Here is an 18717-nt window from a genome sequence, read left to right as displayed (position 1 = left end):
ACGACACCATGCGCATCCACAGCGACGTTTCGCGCCCGGCCAGCCGATCCCGGCGGCGTTCGCGGCAGGCACGCCCGACGGCTTGGGCGGCAACCGTAACCCGCACTTGGCCTGGGACGAGGTCCCGGCGGGCACGCGTTCGTTCGCGCTGCTGTGCCTGGACCCCGATGCCCCGACCGACCCGTCGCTGGCCGGTCGCGACGATATCGAGATTCCGGTCGAACATCCGCGCGGCACGTTCGTGCACTGGGCGGTGGTCGACCTGCCGGCCGAGCTGCGCGCGATCGAGGCAGGCAGCGCCAGCGACGGCGTGACGCCGGGCGGCAAGCGCCGACCGCCTGGGCCGGCGGGCGCGCGCCAGGGCCTGAACGACTACACCGGCTGGTTTGCTGGCGATGCCGACATGGCCGGCGACTGGTTCGGCTACGACGGCCCGTACCCGCCGCCCAGCGACCTGCGCACGCATCGCTACTTCTTCCGCCTGTTCGCCCTCGATGTCGAACGTCTCGACGTGACCGAGCGCTTCACCGCAGGCGACGTGCAGCGTGCGATCCAGGGCCATGTGCTGGCCGAGGCGACCGTGTGGGGCAGCTATGCGCTGCATCCGCGCGCCACGCCGGCCTGAAGCCCACGCCGCGCGCGGACCGGGATCGGGGTCTGCCGGTCGGGGCGCGCGTCGCGGCGCACGCCCCCATCGATGTCGCGCTCAGCGCGCGACGGTCTCCGACTCGACCACCATGTCGAGCACGTAGGCCTGCGCGGGCGCATCGGCCGGCGGGTCGGCCACATCGAAGCGTTGCACGCGCACGACATTGCGCGTGCCGTCTTCGTGGGTGAAGCCCTCGATCTCCTGGTACAGCGGCGCCCACGGCGCGTCGCCGGCCACGCGCACGCCGTTGGCGTCGTAGCGCACTTCGCGCACCTGCAGGCAGCGGTGGTCGGGGATCAGCGGATGGCTGCAGGCCACGCGCTCGGGCGCGATCTCCAAAAACACCTGCTCGCCCGCGCTGCCGTAGCGCGTGGCGGGCGTGGGCGTGCCGTCGAACGTCAACACGTCGCCGCCTTCGGTCTGCAGCGTCAACCGCGGGGTCTCGCCCTCGGCGATGGTGATGCGATGGGTGCCGGGCAGACGCTGGCCGATCTCGCGCTCGAGCGTCTGCAGCCGCGGGTCTTGGCAGGCCATCATCGTCGAGATCACCTGGTCGACGGTCATGCGGTCGTCGTCGAGCGCGACGTTCGCGCTCATGTTGTTGCAGGCGTTGCGGACCTGGACGCCGCCCTCGCGGAAATCGAGCTGTAACGGCGCGCCGCCCTCGGCCAGGAGGCCCTCGATCCGTGCGCCAGCGCCCGAACGGGCATCCACCAGGCGCCAGTGATAGGCCCCGAGCGTGGCCGTGTGGTCGGCCGGCGCGGCGTCGGGCAGCTCGGCGGCCGCTGCCTGCCCATCCGGCGTCGCAGCGCCATCGGGCGGCGAGGTGGCGGGCGAACAGGCGATCAGGGCGAACGGCAGCAGCAGCGACAGTGCACGACGCATCGGGAGTCTCCTTGTCGATCGAACAGATGGGCCCAAGCTTAACCGGCCCGCCTGCACGCACCCTGTGGACGCCGACGCGCAGGGGGCCCGCGGTTCAAACATCGAAACAGGACATCGTTCGACCCACGCCACCGCCCTTGCCCGGGGATGGTTGGCGCGCATCGCGCGCAGGCGCGACGCGCGGGCCTAGCCGAGGCCTCAAACCCCAGACGGCATCAACAGCAGCAGGCCCAGACCGAGCGCGATGCGGTAGAGCGCAAAGCCGGTGAAGCGATGGCGCTTGATGTAGCCGAGCAACCACTTGACCACGATGAAACCCGTCACCATCGCGGCGACGAAGGCGATCGCGACATCGCCCCAGGCCTCCTCGCCCAGGCCCTGGTCGAGCCACAGTTCCATGAACGCGTAGCCACTGGCCGCGAACATCGTCGGAATGCCGACCAGGAACACGAATTCGGTCGCCGCCGACCGGCGGCTCAAACCGGCCAGCATTGCGATGAAGATCGCCGCCGCCGAGCGCGACGTGCCCGGGAACACGCCAGCCACGACCTGCGCCAGACCCACCAGCACCGCGACCGTCCAGGTCACGTCGCTGCGGTCGGGCCTGCGCTCGGCCAGGCGTTCGGCGACGATCATCCACAGCCCGCCGATCACCAGCGCCCAGGCCACCGGTGTGACGGTCTCGGGCAGCTCCCAGCCGGCCATGCGCACGGGCAGGCCGACCAGCGCGGTGACCAGGAACGCCAGCGCCAGCTTCATCGCGTAGTCGCGGTTGGCGCGTTCGCCAAGGCCAGTGGTCAGGCTCCAGATCCGCTGGCGGAACACCAGCGTGATCGCGACGATCGCGCCGGCCTGGATGATGATGTTGAAGAAATCGGAGCGGGCGCCGAGCCAGTGCTGGGCGATCAGCAGGTGACCGGTGCTGGAGACGGGCAGGAACTCGGTGAGCCCCTCGATGATGCCGAGCAACAGGGCGGAAATCGGGTCGGACACGGGGACTCACGGTGCAGCGGTGGGGGCGGGCAAGCATACGCGCCCGGTCCGGGCGGGGCCAAACCCGGGCCGCGCGCCGGATGCGGGAACGGCCCTGCGCGGTTCAGTCCCGCACGCCCGCCGCCGGCTGCTTGAGTTCGCGATAGCGTGCTATCGCCGCCCGCAGATCGCCGCCGAGCGCGGCCTGGTCGGCCAATTGCTGTTCCAGCACCGCAGTCTGGCGCTCCAGATCCGCGCGCTGGGCGCGGATGCCCGCGACCAGTGTCGCGTCGACGGGCGCGTCGCGCAGCTCCAGATCGGCGGCCTGGCGCAGCAGCGACAGCAGGCTCGCGCGCAGGTTGGCGATGCCCAGGTGCGAGGTCTTGATCGCTTCTTCGACCAGCACGATGCGCTCGCCGTAGGCGCGCCGCAGGTCGGCTTCGGTCGCGTAGGCCTCGACCATCGCCAGCTCCCGCCGCTGCAGCACGCCGCGCGCTTCGGCCTCGCGCTGCGCCTGCGCCTGCGCGGCCTCGGCCGCGCTGCGTTCCTCGTCGGTGAGCGCGCGGCCGATCTCAGCGGTGCGCACGCCGCTGCGGGCGTCGATCTCGGTGCGCGCCGCGTTCACCGCCGAGGCGGGCAGGGCATCGCCGCAGACCCGCCGGCCGCCTTCGTCCCAGCAGTACACCTTGCGGTCGGGCGCCGCGGTCTGCGCCGCTGCGGTGGTAGCGGCGAGCAGCAGCGTGGCTGCCAAAAGTCCCTGCAACGTCATCGTGTGCCTCCCCCGGCGGCGCTGGCGGGCCCTCAGCGCGCCGGGCCGCTTCCGTACTGCGACCGGTAGGCCAGCAGGCGATCGCGTTCGGCATCCAGTGTCGCGTTTTCGCCCGCGAACGCAAGCAGGTCCGACAGCCCGGCGATCGACACGACCGGCACGCCCTGCGCATCGGCCACGCGCTGGGCGGCCGAGCGCGGATCGTCGTCGGTCAGGCGCTCCTGGCGGTCGAGCGCGATCGCGATGCCTGCGACCTGCCCGCCGGCCGCGTCGATCAGTCCCAGCGCCTCGCCGATCGCGGTGCCCGCGGTGATCACGTCGTCGACGATCAGCACCTGGCGGCCATCGAGCGGTGCGCCGATCAAGGTGCCGCCCTCGCCGTGGGTCTTGGCCTCCTTGCGGTTGAACGCGATCGGCAGGTCGCGCCCGCGGCGCGCGTACTCCACGCCCAGCGCGCTCGCCAGCGGAATGCCCTTGTAGGCCGGTCCGAACAGCAGGTCGAAGTCGAGCCCGGCCGCCTCGAGCGCATCGGCGTAGCAGCGCGCCAGCGTCGCCAAGGCTGCGCCCGAGTCGAAGCGCCCGGCATTGAAGAAGTACGGGCTGACGCGGCCGGACTTGAGCGTGAACTCGCCAAAGCGCAGCGCCTGCACGTCGAAGGCGAGCTGCAGGAAACGGGTGCGGTGGTCGGACATCGGCGGCCTGGCGGGGAGGGTGGAAAGCCGAAATGGTAAGGCAACACGCGGGCCCGGCCGCATCGGGGCGCCGTTGCGTGCGATCAATGCCGGCCACGGCCCTGGACGCGCATCCTCGCAGGCGTCATGGAGATGGAGCAGGGCGATGCGGACAGGATGGGTGGTGGGCGTGGCGGCTGCGGTCGCCCTCGCACTGGGCGCGGGCAGTGTCGCACTGGCGCAGCGCGACGACGACGACGGCTTGCGCGCTACCGCGGCGGCGCTGTTCGGCACGGTGGGCGCGGTGCCGACCCAGGTGCGCGGTGTCACGATCACCGAGGAACGGCTCGAGCTGGGGCGGATGCTGTTCTTCGAGCCGCGGCTTTCGCGCAGCCACATCATCAGCTGCAACACCTGTCACAACATCGGGACCGGCGGTGCCGACAACGTGCCCGTCTCGATCGGCCACGGCTGGCAGCGCGGGCCGCGCAACTCGCCGACGGTCTTCAATGCGGTGTTCAATGCCGCGCAGTTCTGGGACGGTCGCGCGGCCGACCTCGCCGAGCAGGCGAAGGGCCCGGTGCAGGCGAGCGTGGAGATGAACAACACGCCCGAGCGCGTGGTCGAGACGCTGCTGAGCATGCCGCGCTACGTCGCGCTGTTCACTGCCGCATTTCCCGGCGACGCCGCACCGGTGAGCTTCGACCACATGGCGCTCGCGTTGGAAGCCTTCGAGGCCACGCTGGTGACCCCGCACGCGCGCTTCGATCGCTGGCTCGGCGGCGAGGCCGATGCGCTCGATGCCACCGAGCGCCGCGGCCTGCGGTTGTTCGTCGACAGTGGCTGCGCGGCTTGCCACAACGGCGCGAACTTCGGCGGCCAGGCGTACTTCCCGTTCGGCGTCATCGCCCGCCCCGGGGCGGAGATCCTGCCCGACGGCGACAAGGGCCGCTTCGCGGTCACCCAGACGGCCAGCGATGCGTACGTGTTCCGGGCCGCGCCGCTGCGCAATGTCGAACTGACCGCGCCCTACTTCCACAGCGGCCAGGTCTGGGACCTGGAGCAGGCGGTCGCGATCATGGGCACCAGCCAGCTCGGCCGCGAACTCGGAACGGCCGAAGTGGCCGCGATCGCCGCATTCCTGCGCACCCTGACCGGCCAGCAGCCCGACATCGCCTATCCGCTGCTGCCGCCGAGCACGGCGACGACGCCGCGGCCGGAGTAGGTGCGCTCTTGGGAGCCGCGGCGATTGGGCGGTGCGGCGGCGATCGGGCGGACTGCCGGTCGTGCGTCGGTTACCCTTCGCGCCATGAGAATCATCAGTTTCAACGCCAATGGGCTGCGTTCGGCCGCCCGCAAGGGGTTCTTCGACTGGTTCGTCGCGCAGGACGCCGACGTGCTGTGCGTGCAGGAGACCAAGGCCCAGGAGCACCAGCTCGCCGGCCCCGAGTTCCTGCCGGCCGGCTACAAGGCCTGGTTCCGCGATGCGACCACCAAGAAGGGCTACAGCGGGGTCGCGATCTATGCCCGGCGCGAGCCCGACGAGGTGCGCACCGCGCTGGGCTGGGCGCCGTTCGACGATGAGGGCCGCTACATCGAGGCGCGCTTCGGCAACCTGAGCGTGGTCTCGTTCTACATCCCGTCCGGCTCGTCGGGCGATCTGCGCCAGGGCTTCAAGTTCGAGGTCATGGACTGGTTGCGGCCGATCCTCGACGAATGGCTTGCCAGCGGCCGCGACTACGTGCTGTGCGGCGACTGGAACGTCGTGCGCAGCCGCAACGACATCCGCAACTGGACAAGTAACCAGAAGAACTCCGGCTGCACCCCACCCGAGCGCGCCTGGCTCAACGGCATGATCGCCGATGCCTGCGGCGACGGCCTGTGCGATCCGCCGGCAACCGGCTGGCTCGACGCGCTGCGCGTGCTGCGGCCCGAGGCCGCCGAGTACACGTGGTGGAGCAACCGCGGCGCGGCCCGTGCCAACAACGTGGGGTGGCGCATCGACTACCAGTTCGTCACGCCCTCGCTGCGCGAGCGCATCCAGGCCGCCGCCGTCCATGCCGAACCGCGCTTCTCCGACCACGCGCCACTCGTCGTGGACTACCGCGCGTGAGCGCTGCTGCGCCGGCAAGCGCCGGCAAACCGTCGATCTGGCGGGCCTTCACCCAGCCCGCGGCGTGGACGATGTTCCTGTTCGGCTTCGCATCCGGCCTGCCGTTCCTGCTCGTCGCCGGCACGCTCGCCTATTGGCTGCGCGAGGGCGGCATGGAGCTACGCGACATCACGATGATCGCCAGCGCCGGCATGGCGTACTCGTTCAAGTTCCTGTGGGCGCCGCTGGTCGACCGCTGGCGGCTGCCGCTGCTCGGGCGCCTGGGCCAGCGCCGCGGCTGGCTGCTGCTGGCGATGGCGGCGGTGATGGCGGGGTTGCTGGGCATGGCCGCCGTCGGCACCGGACCGCTGGCGCTGTTCGTCGCGCTGACGCTGCTGGTCGCGTTCTCCGGCGCCACCCTCGACATCGCAGTCGACGCCTATCGCGTCGAGATCGCACCGGCCAACGCGCAGGGCGCGCTCGTGGCGACCTATTCGCTGGGCTACCGCATCGCACTGATCGTCACCGGCGCGCTGGCGCTGGTGTTGGCCGACCACGTCGCCTGGCCGATGGTCTACCGGGCGATGGCCGCCTGCATGCTGCTGCCGATCGTTGCCTGCCTGCTGGCGCGCGAGCCCGACGTGGTGCGCGTGCGCGCGCAGAACTGGGCGCAGGGGCTGCGCGAAGGCGTGGTCGAGCCATTTGCGGATTTCTTCCGCCGCTTCGGCGGGAAGGTCGCGCTGGCGATCCTGTTGTTCATCCTGGCGATGAAGATCTCCGACCAGGCGCTGATCGGGGGCATCATCGGCCCGTTCTATCTCGATCAGGGCTTCAGCAAGACCGAGATTGCCGCGGTCACCAAGGTGTATGGCATCTGGATCGGCATCGCCGGTGCGTTTCTGGGTGGCGTGGCGGTTGCGCGCTGGGGGGTGCAGTGGCCGCTGTTCGTGGCCATCGTGCTGGGCGCGGCGAGCAACCTGCTGTATCTGGCACTGATCGGCGCCGACGGCGACCTGACCCGGCTCACGATCGTGATCTCCGGCGAGAACCTGGCGCAGGGCTTCCTCGGCACGGTGGCGGTGGCGTACATGTCGGCGCTGGTCAACCAGCGCTACACCGCCACGCAGTACGCGCTGTTCTCGTCGCTGATCATGTTGCCCGGCAAGCTGCTGGGGTTCTTCTCGGGCTGGATCGTCGAAGTCACCGAAGGCTACGCGGTCTACTTCGTGATCACTGCGGTCGTCGCGGCGCCGGCGTTGCTGCTGTTCTTCTGGCTCAAGCCGCGTGTGCGACTCGGCGAGGACGCCGCGGCCGGTACCCAGGGCGACGCCAGCGCATAGGTCTGGCGCCGCCGTATCGCGGTGTCAGCCTTGCGCGTCGGCGAGCGCACGCTCGGTCGCCGGGGGCGTGTGCAGGCAGGCGTCGGGGTCGCCGTCGAGGCCGGCCGGCATCTGGCAGGTGCGCGGCGCGAAATCGAGCGTGCTCTGCCAGCCGATCCGGCGGTCCGGACGCAAGCCCACCTGCACGTCCACGTCGCGGATCACCACGCGCGCGGTCTGCGGCGCGCCGCCTGCGACTGCCCAGCCGTCGAGTTCGTGGGCGAGCGTCGGGTCGAGCAGGCGATTGTCCTCGAGCAGGCCACGCACCTGGTCCAGGGCCGCGGTGTGCTCGCCGCCGGCGCCGCTGGGCTCGATGTTGACGCTGGCGAGCATGCCGTCCTGCTGGCGGAACGCGACCCGTTCGGCCGGCACCGTCAACAGCCGGCCGTCGGGCAGCCGCAACGTGACCTGGCGCGCCTGCGCGATCGTGTGCTCGCTGGCGAGCGCGCCGTCGCGCTGCGGCCAGGCCAGGTCCACCTGCTCGGCGACGGGCGCCGACAGGTCGATGTGCAACGGCTTGACCAGCGCCGGCGGTGTGTCGATCTTCGCGCAGCCGGCGGCCAGCAGGCTGGCAAGAAGTAGGGCGGTTGCGCCGTGGCGCAGGCGGGGGCGGCTCGTGAAACGCATGGCAGACATCCTGTGGAGGAGACAGCGGGGACCTGGCCGGGCCCGTCTGTGCGGACTTCGGCCGTCGTTGTGGCAAGGCAGGGCCGACGACAGGCGCGTTGCGCCCGCGATGGCGTTGCCGGTGATCCCCCGCGGCGGATGAGACCAGCGCCGGAGTTAAGGGCGCGTCGATAATGCGTTGGCATCGCCGGACGGCCGCGCGTTCCTTGCCGGGTCTACAGCATCGGCCGCCATTGCAGCGACAGGCACGTCCAGGTTGCAGGATCGTAGATCGTGTCGTAGCTCGGCATGGCCGGCCTGCGATGAATCGGATGCATCCAGATCGCGAACACCTGCAGGACGACGTGTCCGCCGTCGCAGCGGATGTCCAGGAACCAAAAATCGGCCTGCGGGTGAGCGTCGGGCAGCTGCGGATAGGGGGTCTCGATCCTGCGCAACGGCGTGCCGCATGGCGACAGCACGAGGACGTTATCGGGTCCGTGGGCACGGTAATCCTGCAACACCACCAGCGACGCCCCATCCGGTGCGCGGATCATCGCCTGTGTCTGCGCATCACAGGCGCGCGTGTGGCGGTGGCCCTGCGCATACCACTCGAACGCGACGACGGCGTACTCGGACGATGTCGCCTGCGCCATCAGCGGCACGTCGGACAGGGGGCGCTGCGGCGAGCGGCGCCGCCCGTTGTGCAGCACCACCTGCAGGTCCTCGATCATGCCGTGCTCGGACGCGCGTGCCATGTCGGATGGATCATCCCGCACGCTGGCTCAGCAGTTCGCGCAGGGTCTGTTTGCCGGCGGCGTCGAGCGCGCCCTCGCGCTGGCGGGCCAAGAGGTCGTCGATGCGCTGCTGCAACACCTGCCGGTCGAGCTGGGCAACGACGTCGCGCAACTCGATTTCCCAGGTCGCCTCGTCGCCCGGCAGCGACTGACTGGCAAGTTTCTGCAGCGCCGTCGCCTCGTCGCGGCCGTCGAAGTGGGCAAGCAGCGAGCCGGTGCTGATGTCGGGGCGCACGCTGGCGACCGCGATCAACTCGGTCAGCAGGTCGATGCCTGGCTGCTGCAGCGCGACGAACGGATACGGCGGTGGCAGCGTCGCGGCCATCGCGGGCTTCTGCAACAGCAGCGCGATCGCGTGGCGCACCAGACTGCGCCGTGGCGCCGGCACCGCGCGTCCACCGCGCGGCATGCGCGCGGGCAGCGCGGGCGCCGACGCCGCAGGCCGGCCCAGTCCGGTGAGCTCGGTCAATCGCTGACGCATCAGATCGGCGAAGGCGCCGTCGGGAATCTGCGCCAGCATCGGTTTGGCGCGCTCGGCCAGTCGGGCCTTGCCGTCGAGCGTCGACAGCGCGATGCCATCGCCGATGGTGTCGAAGAAGAACGTCGACAACGGTGTGGCCTGCGCCAGTCGTGCCTCGAAGCCCTGCACGCCCTCCTGGCGCACGATGGTGTCCGGGTCCTCGCCGTCGGGCAGGAACAGGAAGAACGCCTGGCGGCCGTCGCGCATGCGCGGCAGCACCGATTCCATCGCGCGCGTCGCTGCGCGCCGACCGGCGGCGTCGCCGTCGAAGCAGAAGTACACATCGGCCGCGTTGCGGAACAGCAGCTCGGCGTGGTCGGGCGTGGTCGCCGTGCCCAAGGTGGCGACCGCCTGCGGCAGGCCGTGCTGGAACAGCGCGACCACGTCCATGTAGCCCTCCACGACCACCAGCCGCTCGATCTTCTGGTTGGCCTGGCGCACCTGCCACAGGCCGTAGAGCTCGCGGCCCTTGTGGAACAGCGGCGTCTCGGGCGAGTTGAGGTATTTGGGCGAATCCTCGGCCGCCAGCACCCGGCCGCCGAACGCGATCGGCCGTCCGCGGCGATCATGGATCGGAAAGATCACCCGGTCGCGGAATTTGTCGTAGCTGTGCCCGCGTTCGTTCTTCGACAGCAGGCCGACCTTCTCCAGCACCGAGATGCGGCGCGTGTCGTCCTTGCCCAGCGCATCCTTGAGCGCCGAGAACCCCTCCGGCGCGTAGCCGATCGCGAACTGCTCGCGTATCGCCTCGTCGACGCCGCGACGGTCGAGGTAGGCGCGCACCTTGTCGCTGCCGGCCAACTGCCGCCGGAAGAACCGGGTCGCGGCCTCGAGCGCCTCGTACATCGGCGCGCTGTCGGGCCGCGCCTCGCGTTGCGTCGTCTCGCGCGGGATCTCCATGCCGGCGCGCTTGGCCAGTTCGTCCACCGCATCGAGGAACTCGAGACGGTCGTAGTTCATCAGGAACGAGATCGCAGTGCCATGCGCCCCGCAGCCGAAGCAGTGGTAGAACTGCTTAGTCGGCGAGACGGTGAAGCTGGCCGAGCGTTCGTCGTGGAACGGGCAGCGCGCCGCGTACTCCTTGCCCTGCCGCTTGAGCGGCACGCGCGCATTGATCACCTCGACGATGTCCGTCCGGGCGAGCAGGTCGTCGATGAAGGCGTCGGGGATACGGGCCATGTCAGGAGCGCATCAAGCGTTCGAGCAGCAGCGTCTGCAGGTCGCGGCGGCTGTCCAGGACCGCGACGATATGCACCGTGTCAGTGCCCGGCAGATAGAGGATCCGCCACGGCTTGACGACCAGTTCCCGGTACTGCGAGAGACCGGCGTCGCCGAGCTCAGGCACGATGCGCCCCCGCTCGCTGTGGCGTTCCAGGGTCGCGGCACGCTGCTGCAGCGTGTCCAGCATCGCCAGCGCCGCATGCGGATTTTCGGCGGCGATATAGTCGACGATGGCGGACAGATCCTGTTGGGCGGTCTGCGTCCAGTGGACCGCACGTTCAGCCATGCCCGGCGTCCAGCCGGGCGCGCAGCTCGGCGAAGACCTCGTCTTGCGGCTGGGTGCGACCTGTGCGGATGTCGGCCTCGCCCTGGGCGACCAGCTTCATCATCAACAGGCTCTGCTGCTGGCGCTGGTAGCTCTCGTAGCTCTGCACCACGGCGGCGCCGCGCCCGTTCTGCGTCAGGATCACGGCCTGCCGGTCTTCTTGCAGCTGTTTGAGCCACTGGCTGGCCTCGGACTTGAAGTCGCTCAGGCTGATGACGGATTCGGTCATGGCGATCGCCCTGCAAGGACTGAATTTGGTCCAAGTATAGTCCGATCGCGTCTCGCTGCGCGTGCGGCTGTCAGCCCGCGCTTGCGTTCGTTCCGGCGGCCTGCCGCTCGGCGCGTTTGCGCAGCGCGCGGTCGACCGATGCCCGGCGCAGGCGCTCGTCGACGACCGCGGTGATCAGCGCGCCGACGAAGAAGATCGTCGCCGCGTAGTACATCCAGATCAGCAGGATCACCAGGGTGCCGAACGAGCCATAGGCGCTGCCCGGCGCGGCGTGGGTGATGTACAGCCCGATCGCCCAGCGCCCGAACACGAACAGAACCGAGGTGATGAGGCCACCAAACAGCGCCTGGCGCCAGCGCACGCGTCGATCGGGCAGGTAGTGGTAGAGCAATGCGAACGCCAGCGAGTAGAGCACCAGCATCAGCGTGTTGCCGATCAAGGGCAGCACCGTCGGCACGTTGGCGAAGATCACCTCGACCGCGGTGGTCAGCAGGGTCGAGGCCAGCACCAGGAAGCCGAGTGCGAACACCACGCCCGCCGAGAACACGCGCTTGCGCAGGAACGCCTTCAACCCGCCGGGAATGTGGCCGCTGTCGGTCTTGAAGATCAGGTTCAGCGTGCCCTGCAACTGCGCGAACACCACCGTCGCGCCGACGAACAGCAGCAGCGTGCTCCACAGGCCCGCGAGCGAGCCGACATCGGGCTGTTCGTTGGCGTTCTGGATGACCGTGCCCGCCACCGTTCGCGCGCCTTCGCCGGCGAGCTCGCCGATCTGCTCGAGCAGGGCGTCCTGCGCCGGGGGATACAGTGACGCAGTGATCCACAGCACCAGCACCAGCAGCGGCGCCAGCGAAATCAGCGTGTAGAACGACAGCGACGCGGCCTGGGTCAGCAGGTCCGCGTCGACGAAGCGCTTGACCAGCGTCGCCGGCACGCTGTCCTCGACGCGTTCGACCGTCCTGTCCAGGCGCCGGCGCGCGCGCGACCAGCGCGTATGCGGCACGGGGGCGGTATCGGCGGTTTCGGGCGAGGACGGCGGGGGGCTGGGTACGTTCATGCGGTCGGTCGTGATCGGGGCCGGGCGTGCGATCTGCGCGGAGCTGTCCGTTTCCGGCGTGGCCGTCACTCTAAGCGCGCGGCGGTATGGGCGCGTGATGAACACGCCGCATGCGCGCCGCCGCTCAGCCGATCACGCGTTCGAACGGCGGCAGCGCATCGAGGATGCGCTTGCCGTAGCGACGGGTCAGCAATCGCGAATCGAGGATCACCACGCGGCCGGTGTCGCTGGACGTGCGGATCAGCCGGCCGGCGAACTGGGTCAACGTGCGCAGAGCGTGCGGCACTGCGATCAGGTTGAACGGATTCAGGCCACGGGCCTCGAGCCATTCGCCGAGCGTCGCGGTCTGCGGGTCGGTCGGCACTGCGAACGGGACCTGGGTGATGACGACCGTCGTGCAGGCCTCGCCGGGCAGGTCGAGGCCCTCGCCGAACGAGTTGAGTCCGAACAGCACCGAGCCCTTGCCGGCGGCGACGCGCTCCAGGTGCGCGGCGACGACCTGCGACTTGTTGCCCGCGCTCTGGAGCTGGATCGCGCCGCGGCGCGAAGCGGGCATCAGTTCGGCGACCTTCTCCATCTTCCAGCGCGAGGTGAACAGCACCATGCTGCCTTTCTTCCAGTCCAGTTCGCGCGCCAGCCAGTCGGCGACCGCCTTGGGATGCCCTTCGCGGTCGTCGGGCGGCACCGGGAACGGCGGCACCACCAGTTGCGCCTGGCGCGGCAGGTCGAACGGGGAGGGCAGCGACGCGGTTTCGGCGTGCTCGGGCAGGCCGGTGTCGATCGCGAACGACTGGAAATCGCCGCCGCCGGTCAGCGTGGCCGAGGTCATGACCACCGAATCGACCTCCTTCCACAACAGCGTGCGCAGCACATGCGCGGCCGACACCGGCGAGCAGTGCAGCGCGAGGTCGCCTTCGCGCGTCGCGGTGACCCAGCGCGCCATCGGCGGTGCGCCATCGCGGTCTTCGCGGCGCCAGCCGGCCCACAGATCGTGCTGCTGCTCGACCATCTCCAGTGCCATGCCCAGGCTGCGTTGCAGCTTCTCGCGCGCCGGGTCGTCCTGCTTGGCGCGCGCGACCGCCTGCTGCGCGGCGTGCACCCAGTTGAGCAGTGCGCGGGTGTCCTCGGCCAGCGTCTCGATCGCCGGTGCCCAGTCGGCCGGCAGCCGCCCCAGCGGCGCGCGCCACATCGGTTCACGCTCGCCCGGCTCGGGTTGCCAGACCCGGTCCACGTCCAGTTGGAACGCCTTGAGCGCCTTCGACACCCGCACCGCCAGGTCGATCGCCTCGTTGGGCAGCAGTGTGCCGATGCGCTCCTTGTCGACCAGGCGGTAACTGCCCGCGATCAGGATCTGCATGCGGCCGGTGCGCTTGGCCATGTCGGCCAGCGGCAGGCGCGCGGCGCCCTGGTCGATCGCGACGTTGGCCACGTGATGGCCCTCGTCGAGCACCAGCAGCATCTCGCCGGGCGGTGCCAGCAGCGGCTGGCCGTTCTCGACATCGCCCATCGCCAGCGACGACAGCAGCAGCGCGTGGTTGGTGACCACGATCTGCGCCTCGCGCACGGTGGTGCGCGCACGCAGCACCGGGCATTGCTGGGCGAAGCTGCAGCGCCGGCCTGCACAGCCCGACGCCGGCGTGGTGATACGCGAGCGCAGCGCCGGCGACACCGGCTCGGGCGCGGCATCGAGATCGCCGTCCCACAACCGGTCGGCATGCGCTTCGAGCAGGCGGTGCGCGGCATCGACCTCGTGCGGCGCCAGCGGGCGATCAAAGAGCTGGCGCTCGAAGTCGCCGCCCTCGTCCGGCCCGGCGTCGCCCGGCAGCAACGTGCCCTGGCTGTGCTCGACATGCAATTCGGCGGCGTTGCGGGTGCACAGATAGCGGGTGCGGCCCTTGGCCAGCGCGACCTTCGCCTCCAGCCCGGTGGCGGCGAGGAACGCAGGAATGTCGCGCTCGACCAACTGCGACTGCAACGCGACCGTGCCGGTGCTCACGACGAGCTTCTTCTTCGTCGCCAGCGCGATCGGCACGCCGGCCGTCAGGTAGGCGAGCGACTTGCCGACGCCAGTCGGTGCCTCGGCCACGCCGATGCCGCCCGAAGTCGCGAGCGCGCGCGAGACCAGCCCGATCATCGCGCTCTGCGAGCGACGCGTACTGAAGCCGGGCGTGTTGGCCTGGAGCTTCGCGTACGCGGCACGGATGTCGGCCTTCAATGCCTCGGTGAGGACGCGCGGCGGCGCATCGGCCGCGGGCCGGGCCGGCGGCTGGAGTTCGGGTTCGCCCATGCGCGCATTGTCCCACGGCCGGTCGCACCGATTGAGCGGGCCGCCGGACATGAACGAGGGCGTCTAGCCTGCCTGAGGGGATCGTCGCCGAGCGGGCGGCTTGACGGCGAGCGTTGCATGGCTGCGACGATGCATCGTGGCGGTGCCGCTTCCGTGCATCGGGGGCCGCGCCCATCGTGAGGCGTGATCCCGCTCCCAGGTGCATCCCATGTCCCCGCTGCCCGCACTGTACGTCTCCCACGGCTCGCCGATGACCGCGCTCTCGCCCGGTCGTGTCGGCGTGCGGCTGGCCGAACTGGCGCGCGACCTGCCGCGACCACGCGCGATCGTCGTGGCGTCGGCGCACTGGCTGGCGGTGCGGCCGCTGGTCGGCGGCGCCGCGCAGCCGGAGACCGTCCACGACTTCGGCGGCTTTCCGGAGGCGCTCTATGCCCTGCGCTATCCGGCGCCGGGCGCCCCGGCGCTCGCGAAGGACATCGCCGCGCGCCTGGCGGGGGCCGGGCTACCTGCCCAGGTCGATCCACAGCGCGGTCTCGATCATGGCGTCTGGGTGCCGCTGCGCTTGCTCCATCCCGAGGCCGACATCCCGGTGGTGCCGCTGTCGATCCAGCCCGCACTCGGGCCGGCGCATGCCCTCGCGCTCGGTCGCGCGCTGGCGCCGTTGCGCGCGCAGGGCGTGCTGGTGGTCGGCTCGGGCAGCATCACCCACAACCTGCACGATTGGCGCGGCAGTGACGGCAGCGAGGCGCCGTATGTGCGGCCGTTCACCGACTGGATCGAAGCGCGGCTGCGCGCCGACGATCTGCCGGCGTTGCTCGATTATTGTCGGCAGGCGCCGTTCGCGGCCCAGGCGCATCCGACCGACGAGCATCTGCTGCCGCTGCTCGTGGCGATGGGCGCGGCCGGCGGCGACCGGCTCGGCGCACAGCGCATCGAGGCTGGCATCGACATGGGGTTCCTGGCGATGGACCTCTACCGCTTCGATGGCGCCAGCGGGGCCTGAGGCGCGGCCCACCGCCAGGCGCGCCAGGCAGCGCGGTCGTCGAAGTGCGCCGCGTAGTGCGACTGCACGTGCCGGCTGATCCAGGTCGACAACCCACGGCCGGCGTGCGCTGCCGCGCACAGCGCCGCGAAGTGCCGCGCGCCGATGTCCCGGCGCCTGTACACGTAGACCGGGCCGTGCCCGAACTCGACCGCGATCGCGTCGTCGTCGATCGCGTAGGCGGTGACGCCGCTGTCACCGTGGCGGTTCGCGTACCGTTGCAGGGCCGGCCCTGTCATCGTGCGGCCGCAATGCGCCGGGCGTCGGATGCGCGCCGGCGGTTGTGGCTCAGGCCACCGCCGACTGCAGCGCGGCGGTCGCGGCCTCGACGCTGGCGATGAGTTCCTGCTGGCGGAACGGCTTGCCCAGGATCGTCAGGCCCGCGTCGAACTCGGCCATGCTGGTGTACCCCGAGACGATGACCACCGCCGTTCCCGGCAGCCGGTCGCGCACGGTCCGAGCCAGCTCGGCGCCGGTCATGCCGGGCATCAGGTGGTCGGTGACCAGTACGTCCGGCGCCAGGCCGCTCTCGAGCGCGGCCAGCGCCTCCTCGGCCGAGCCGGCCTCGATCACGCGGTATCCCATGTCGTCGAGCGCATCGGCGGTGCACATGCGCACGGCGTCCTCGTCATCGACCACGAGCGCGGTCCCGCGGTGTTCGTCTGTCGTATCCACGTCATCGTCCTCGTTGCTGTCTGCGTTCGCGGCCGCGCGGCGGGTGCCCACCGGTAGCCAGAGTTCCATGGTCGTGCCCTGCTGGGGGGCGCTGGCGATCGCCAGCTGGCCGCCGAGCTGGGAGGCCAGGCCGTGCGCCATCGACAGGCCCAGGCCGGTTCCGCGGCCGATGCCCTTGGTCGAGAAGAACGGCTCGATCGCGCGTGCGCGCGTCGCCTCGTCCATCCCGTGGCCGGTGTCGGCCACCGAGACGACGACATAGTCGCCCGGGGCCAGCCCTTCGGCATGTGTCTCGTGATCGATCTGCGCATTGCGCGCGCCCAGCGTCAACACGCCGCCGTCGGGCATCGCATCGCAGGCATTGACGCTCAGGTTGAGCAGCGCCATCTCGAGCTGGTTGGGGTCGGCGATTGCGGGGGGCAGGTCGTCTGCGATGTCGAGCGTCAGCCGGATGCGCGGGCTGCTGGAGCTGCCGATCAGTTCGGCCATGCCCGCGACCAGCGGGCCGACCTCGACGTCGATCGGCTGCAGCGGTTGCCGCCGCGCGAACGCGAGCAGGCGCTGCACCAGCGTCGCGGCGCGTTCGGCCGAGCGCTGGGCGACGGCGACCATGCGCTCGCGGCGCTCCGGACGCGCATCGGGGTCTGCGGCGAGTTCGAGCGCGCTGAAGATCGGCGTGAGCAGGTTGTTGAAGTCGTGCGCGACGCCGCCGGTGAGCTGGCCCATCGCCTCGAGCTTCTGCGACTGGCGCAACGCCTCCTCGACTCGCCGCCGCTCGGTGGTGTCGATCGCTTCGGGGACGACCGAGATGATCCGCCCGTTGGCGTCGCGAATCGGCCGGATCGACAGATCATGGGTCCGCCGTCCCGACGCCAGTTCGACTTCGATCTCGGCGCGCGCGGTGCCGCCGGCGGTCGCCTCGTTGAACAGGTCGCGTACGCGCTCGGGCACGCCCGGCGTGTTGCAGAACCAGGGCGTTTCCCACAGCGGCCGGCCGACAATGTCGTCGAAGTGCGCGCCGATCGCGTCGAGCACGGTGCGGTTGGCGTCGGTCAGCGTGCCGTCGGGCGTGCACATCGCTTGCAGCTGGTAGCTCGTCTCGAACAGGGTACGCAGCTGCGCCTGCGAGCGTGTCAGCGCGTCGGCGGCGGCCTTGATGTCGGTGACGTCGCGGGCGCTGCAATAGGCGCGCCCGCCCTCGGGCGTGGCCACCCATGACAACGTACGTAGGCCGCCGCCGCGCGTCCGCCACCGGTTCTCGAAGCGCAGGACCGGCTTGCCGGCGCGCAGGGTGTCGAGCACGCTGCGGGTGACGTCGTGGTCGTCCGCGTCGACGAACGCCCACCACGGCCGGCCGGCCAACTCCTCGGCGCGCCACCCCAGCACCTGTTCCCACGCTGGATTGGTCGTTTCCATGCAGCCGTCGGCATCGATGACCGCCAGCAGGTCGGGCGTGACCTGCCAGGTCAGCGAGCGCTCGCGTGCGCGGGCGACGACCTGGCGTTCCAGGTCGCTGTTGAGTGTGCGCAGCTCGGCCTCGCGTTCGCGCAGGGCGTCGTCGGCGAGCGCGCGCGCGGTCACGTCCACGCCCTGCACGAAGATCCCGATCACGCCGCGCTCGTCGGTGATCGGCTGATAGACGAAATCGAGATAGCGCTCGACCGATGGTCCGCCCAGGGTGGCTTGCACGACGAAGCGGGCGCCGCTGGCCGAGAACGTGCGGCCGGTCGTGTAGACATCGTCGAGCAGCGCCTTGAATCCCTGCTCGACGGCGTCGGGCAGCGCCTCGGCGACGGTGCGGCCGATCAGTTCACGGTCGCCGACCAGTCGCCGGTAGCCGGGGTTGGCCAGCTCGAAGCGATGTTCGGGACCGCGCAGCAGCGCCATGAAGCTCGGTGCCTGGTCGAACAGCCGGCCCAGGCGTTCGGCCTCGGCGGCGAGTTGCCGCTGGGCGAGGACCTTGTGCGTGGTTTCGGTGGTGATGTTGAGAAAGCCCGGGATCCGTCCCTGCTCGTCGCGCACCGGGGTGTAGGAGAACGTCCAATACGTTTCCTCGGGATAACCGTGGCGCAGCATCGTCAGCGGCATGTCCTCGTGCGAGGTGGCCGTGCCGCCCAGCGCCTGCTCGATCAGCGGCAGGATGTCGTCCCAGACGTCCGGCCAGATCCGCGCGATCGGCCGGCCTAACGCGTCGGCCTCCTTGGCGCCGAGCATCGGGGCATATGCGTCGTTGTAGAGGAACGTCAGCTCCGGGCCCCAGGTCAGACACATCGCGAACCGGGAGTCGAGCATCAGCGCCACTGTCGTGCGCAGCGACTGCGGCCAGTGCTCCAGCGGTCCCAGCGGCGTCGTCGACCAGTCGAACGCAGCGATGCGTCCCGCCATCTCGCCATGCGAGGGCAGGAAATCGACGGTGGCAGCACAGGCGGCAGGCGGGTTCAACAGCGGGGCGCGCAACTCGGGACGGGCCGCATCCTGCCACAGGCACCGGTCGTGAGGGGATGACGACCGCGACACGGCGCAGTCCCCGGGCCGGTGTCG

General features: G+C 70.6%; 17 protein-coding genes and 1 pseudogene. 5 read left to right on the top strand and 13 right to left on the bottom strand.

What is annotated here, in order from left to right:
- Positions 1 to 46 precede the first annotated feature (46 nt).
- Positions 47 to 625 (top strand): YbhB/YbcL family Raf kinase inhibitor-like protein, encoded by a 579-nt coding sequence (locus tag ABE487_RS12420; protein WP_346451350.1) that lies wholly within the window; start codon positions 47 to 49, stop codon positions 623 to 625.
- Between the two features lie 81 nt (positions 626 to 706).
- On the opposite strand, the gene ABE487_RS12415 is transcribed toward ABE487_RS12420, so the two are convergent.
- From ABE487_RS12415 to pyrE, 4 genes are all read right to left on the bottom strand, one after another.
- The gene (locus ABE487_RS12415) at positions 707 to 1534 is read right to left on the bottom strand and encodes an META and DUF4377 domain-containing protein (protein WP_346451287.1); all 828 of its coding nucleotides are present in this window, start codon (positions 1532 to 1534) and stop codon (positions 707 to 709) included.
- Between the two features lie 198 nt (positions 1535 to 1732).
- The gene (locus ABE487_RS12410; protein WP_346444808.1) at positions 1733 to 2527 is read right to left on the bottom strand and encodes an undecaprenyl-diphosphate phosphatase; all 795 of its coding nucleotides are present in this window, start codon (positions 2525 to 2527) and stop codon (positions 1733 to 1735) included.
- 103 nt (positions 2528 to 2630) lie between these two features.
- Positions 2631 to 3275 (bottom strand): hypothetical protein, encoded by a 645-nt coding sequence (locus ABE487_RS12405; RefSeq protein WP_346444806.1) that lies wholly within the window; start codon positions 3273 to 3275, stop codon positions 2631 to 2633.
- 32 nt (positions 3276 to 3307) lie between these two features.
- Complete coding sequence (gene pyrE, locus ABE487_RS12400) at positions 3308 to 3967, bottom strand: orotate phosphoribosyltransferase (RefSeq protein WP_346451289.1); 660 nt, start codon at positions 3965 to 3967, stop codon at positions 3308 to 3310.
- A 145-nt stretch (positions 3968 to 4112) separates the two neighbouring features.
- Here pyrE and ABE487_RS12395 point away from each other — a divergent pair, with 145 nt between their 5' ends.
- The 3 genes from ABE487_RS12395 to ABE487_RS12385 all read left to right on the top strand — a co-directional run bounded on the left by ABE487_RS12395 (position 4113) and on the right by ABE487_RS12385 (position 7378).
- Positions 4113 to 5171 carry a cytochrome-c peroxidase gene (locus ABE487_RS12395; protein ID WP_346444802.1) on the top strand — a complete coding sequence of 353 codons (1059 nt, stop codon included), beginning with the start codon at positions 4113 to 4115 and terminating at the stop codon, positions 5169 to 5171.
- Between the two features lie 84 nt (positions 5172 to 5255).
- Positions 5256 to 6059, top strand: a complete 804-nt coding sequence (locus ABE487_RS12390) for an exodeoxyribonuclease III (RefSeq protein ID WP_346451291.1) — start codon at positions 5256 to 5258, stop codon at positions 6057 to 6059.
- A gap of 71 nt (positions 6060 to 6130) precedes the next feature.
- The gene (locus ABE487_RS12385; RefSeq protein ID WP_346444839.1) at positions 6131 to 7378 is read left to right on the top strand and encodes an MFS transporter; all 1248 of its coding nucleotides are present in this window, start codon (positions 6131 to 6133) and stop codon (positions 7376 to 7378) included.
- Between the two features lie 24 nt (positions 7379 to 7402).
- Here the strand turns inward: ABE487_RS12385 and ABE487_RS12380 are convergent, their stop codons facing one another.
- From ABE487_RS12380 to dinG, 7 genes are all read right to left on the bottom strand, one after another.
- The gene (locus ABE487_RS12380; protein WP_346444798.1) at positions 7403 to 8044 is read right to left on the bottom strand and encodes a hypothetical protein; all 642 of its coding nucleotides are present in this window, start codon (positions 8042 to 8044) and stop codon (positions 7403 to 7405) included.
- 215 nt (positions 8045 to 8259) lie between these two features.
- Positions 8260 to 8781, bottom strand: a complete 522-nt coding sequence (locus tag ABE487_RS12375) for a hypothetical protein (protein WP_346451293.1) — start codon at positions 8779 to 8781, stop codon at positions 8260 to 8262.
- A 10-nt stretch (positions 8782 to 8791) separates the two neighbouring features.
- Positions 8792 to 10519 carry a DNA primase gene (dnaG, locus tag ABE487_RS12370; protein ID WP_346451295.1) on the bottom strand — a complete coding sequence of 576 codons (1728 nt, stop codon included), beginning with the start codon at positions 10517 to 10519 and terminating at the stop codon, positions 8792 to 8794.
- A gap of 1 nt (position 10520) precedes the next feature.
- Entirely contained in the window at positions 10521 to 10847 is a 327-nt protein-coding gene (locus ABE487_RS12365; RefSeq protein WP_346444792.1) for a type II toxin-antitoxin system RelE/ParE family toxin, read from the bottom strand.
- Positions 10840 to 11115, bottom strand: a complete 276-nt coding sequence (locus ABE487_RS12360) for a type II toxin-antitoxin system Phd/YefM family antitoxin (protein ID WP_346444790.1) — start codon at positions 11113 to 11115, stop codon at positions 10840 to 10842. The genes ABE487_RS12365 and ABE487_RS12360 overlap by 8 nt, the downstream gene beginning before the upstream one ends.
- A gap of 70 nt (positions 11116 to 11185) precedes the next feature.
- Positions 11186 to 12172, bottom strand: a complete 987-nt coding sequence (locus ABE487_RS12355; RefSeq protein WP_346444788.1) for a YihY/virulence factor BrkB family protein — start codon at positions 12170 to 12172, stop codon at positions 11186 to 11188.
- A gap of 124 nt (positions 12173 to 12296) precedes the next feature.
- Positions 12297 to 14459 carry an ATP-dependent DNA helicase DinG gene (gene dinG / locus ABE487_RS12350; protein WP_346451297.1) on the bottom strand — a complete coding sequence of 721 codons (2163 nt, stop codon included), beginning with the start codon at positions 14457 to 14459 and terminating at the stop codon, positions 12297 to 12299.
- A 208-nt stretch (positions 14460 to 14667) separates the two neighbouring features.
- Between dinG and ABE487_RS12345 the strand changes: the two genes are divergently transcribed.
- Positions 14668 to 15462 carry a class III extradiol ring-cleavage dioxygenase gene (locus tag ABE487_RS12345; RefSeq protein ID WP_346451299.1) on the top strand — a complete coding sequence of 265 codons (795 nt, stop codon included), beginning with the start codon at positions 14668 to 14670 and terminating at the stop codon, positions 15460 to 15462.
- A gap of 50 nt (positions 15463 to 15512) precedes the next feature.
- On the opposite strand, the pseudogene ABE487_RS12340 reads toward ABE487_RS12345, so the two are convergent.
- Positions 15513 to 15725, bottom strand: a pseudogene (locus ABE487_RS12340) (hypothetical protein); the annotation flags it as partial.
- A 64-nt stretch (positions 15726 to 15789) separates the two neighbouring features.
- Entirely contained in the window at positions 15790 to 18618 is a 2829-nt protein-coding gene (locus tag ABE487_RS12335) for a PAS domain-containing protein (RefSeq protein ID WP_346451300.1), read from the bottom strand.
- Between the last annotated feature and the right edge of the window lie 99 nt (positions 18619 to 18717).

Origin of the sequence: Luteimonas sp. TWI596 (genome assembly GCF_039674105.1) — a bacterium.
GTDB lineage: Bacteria > Pseudomonadota > Gammaproteobacteria > Xanthomonadales > Xanthomonadaceae > Luteimonas.
The sequence above is the reverse complement of the archived record's forward strand: the minus strand, read 5'-3'. Positions and strand labels throughout refer to the sequence as shown.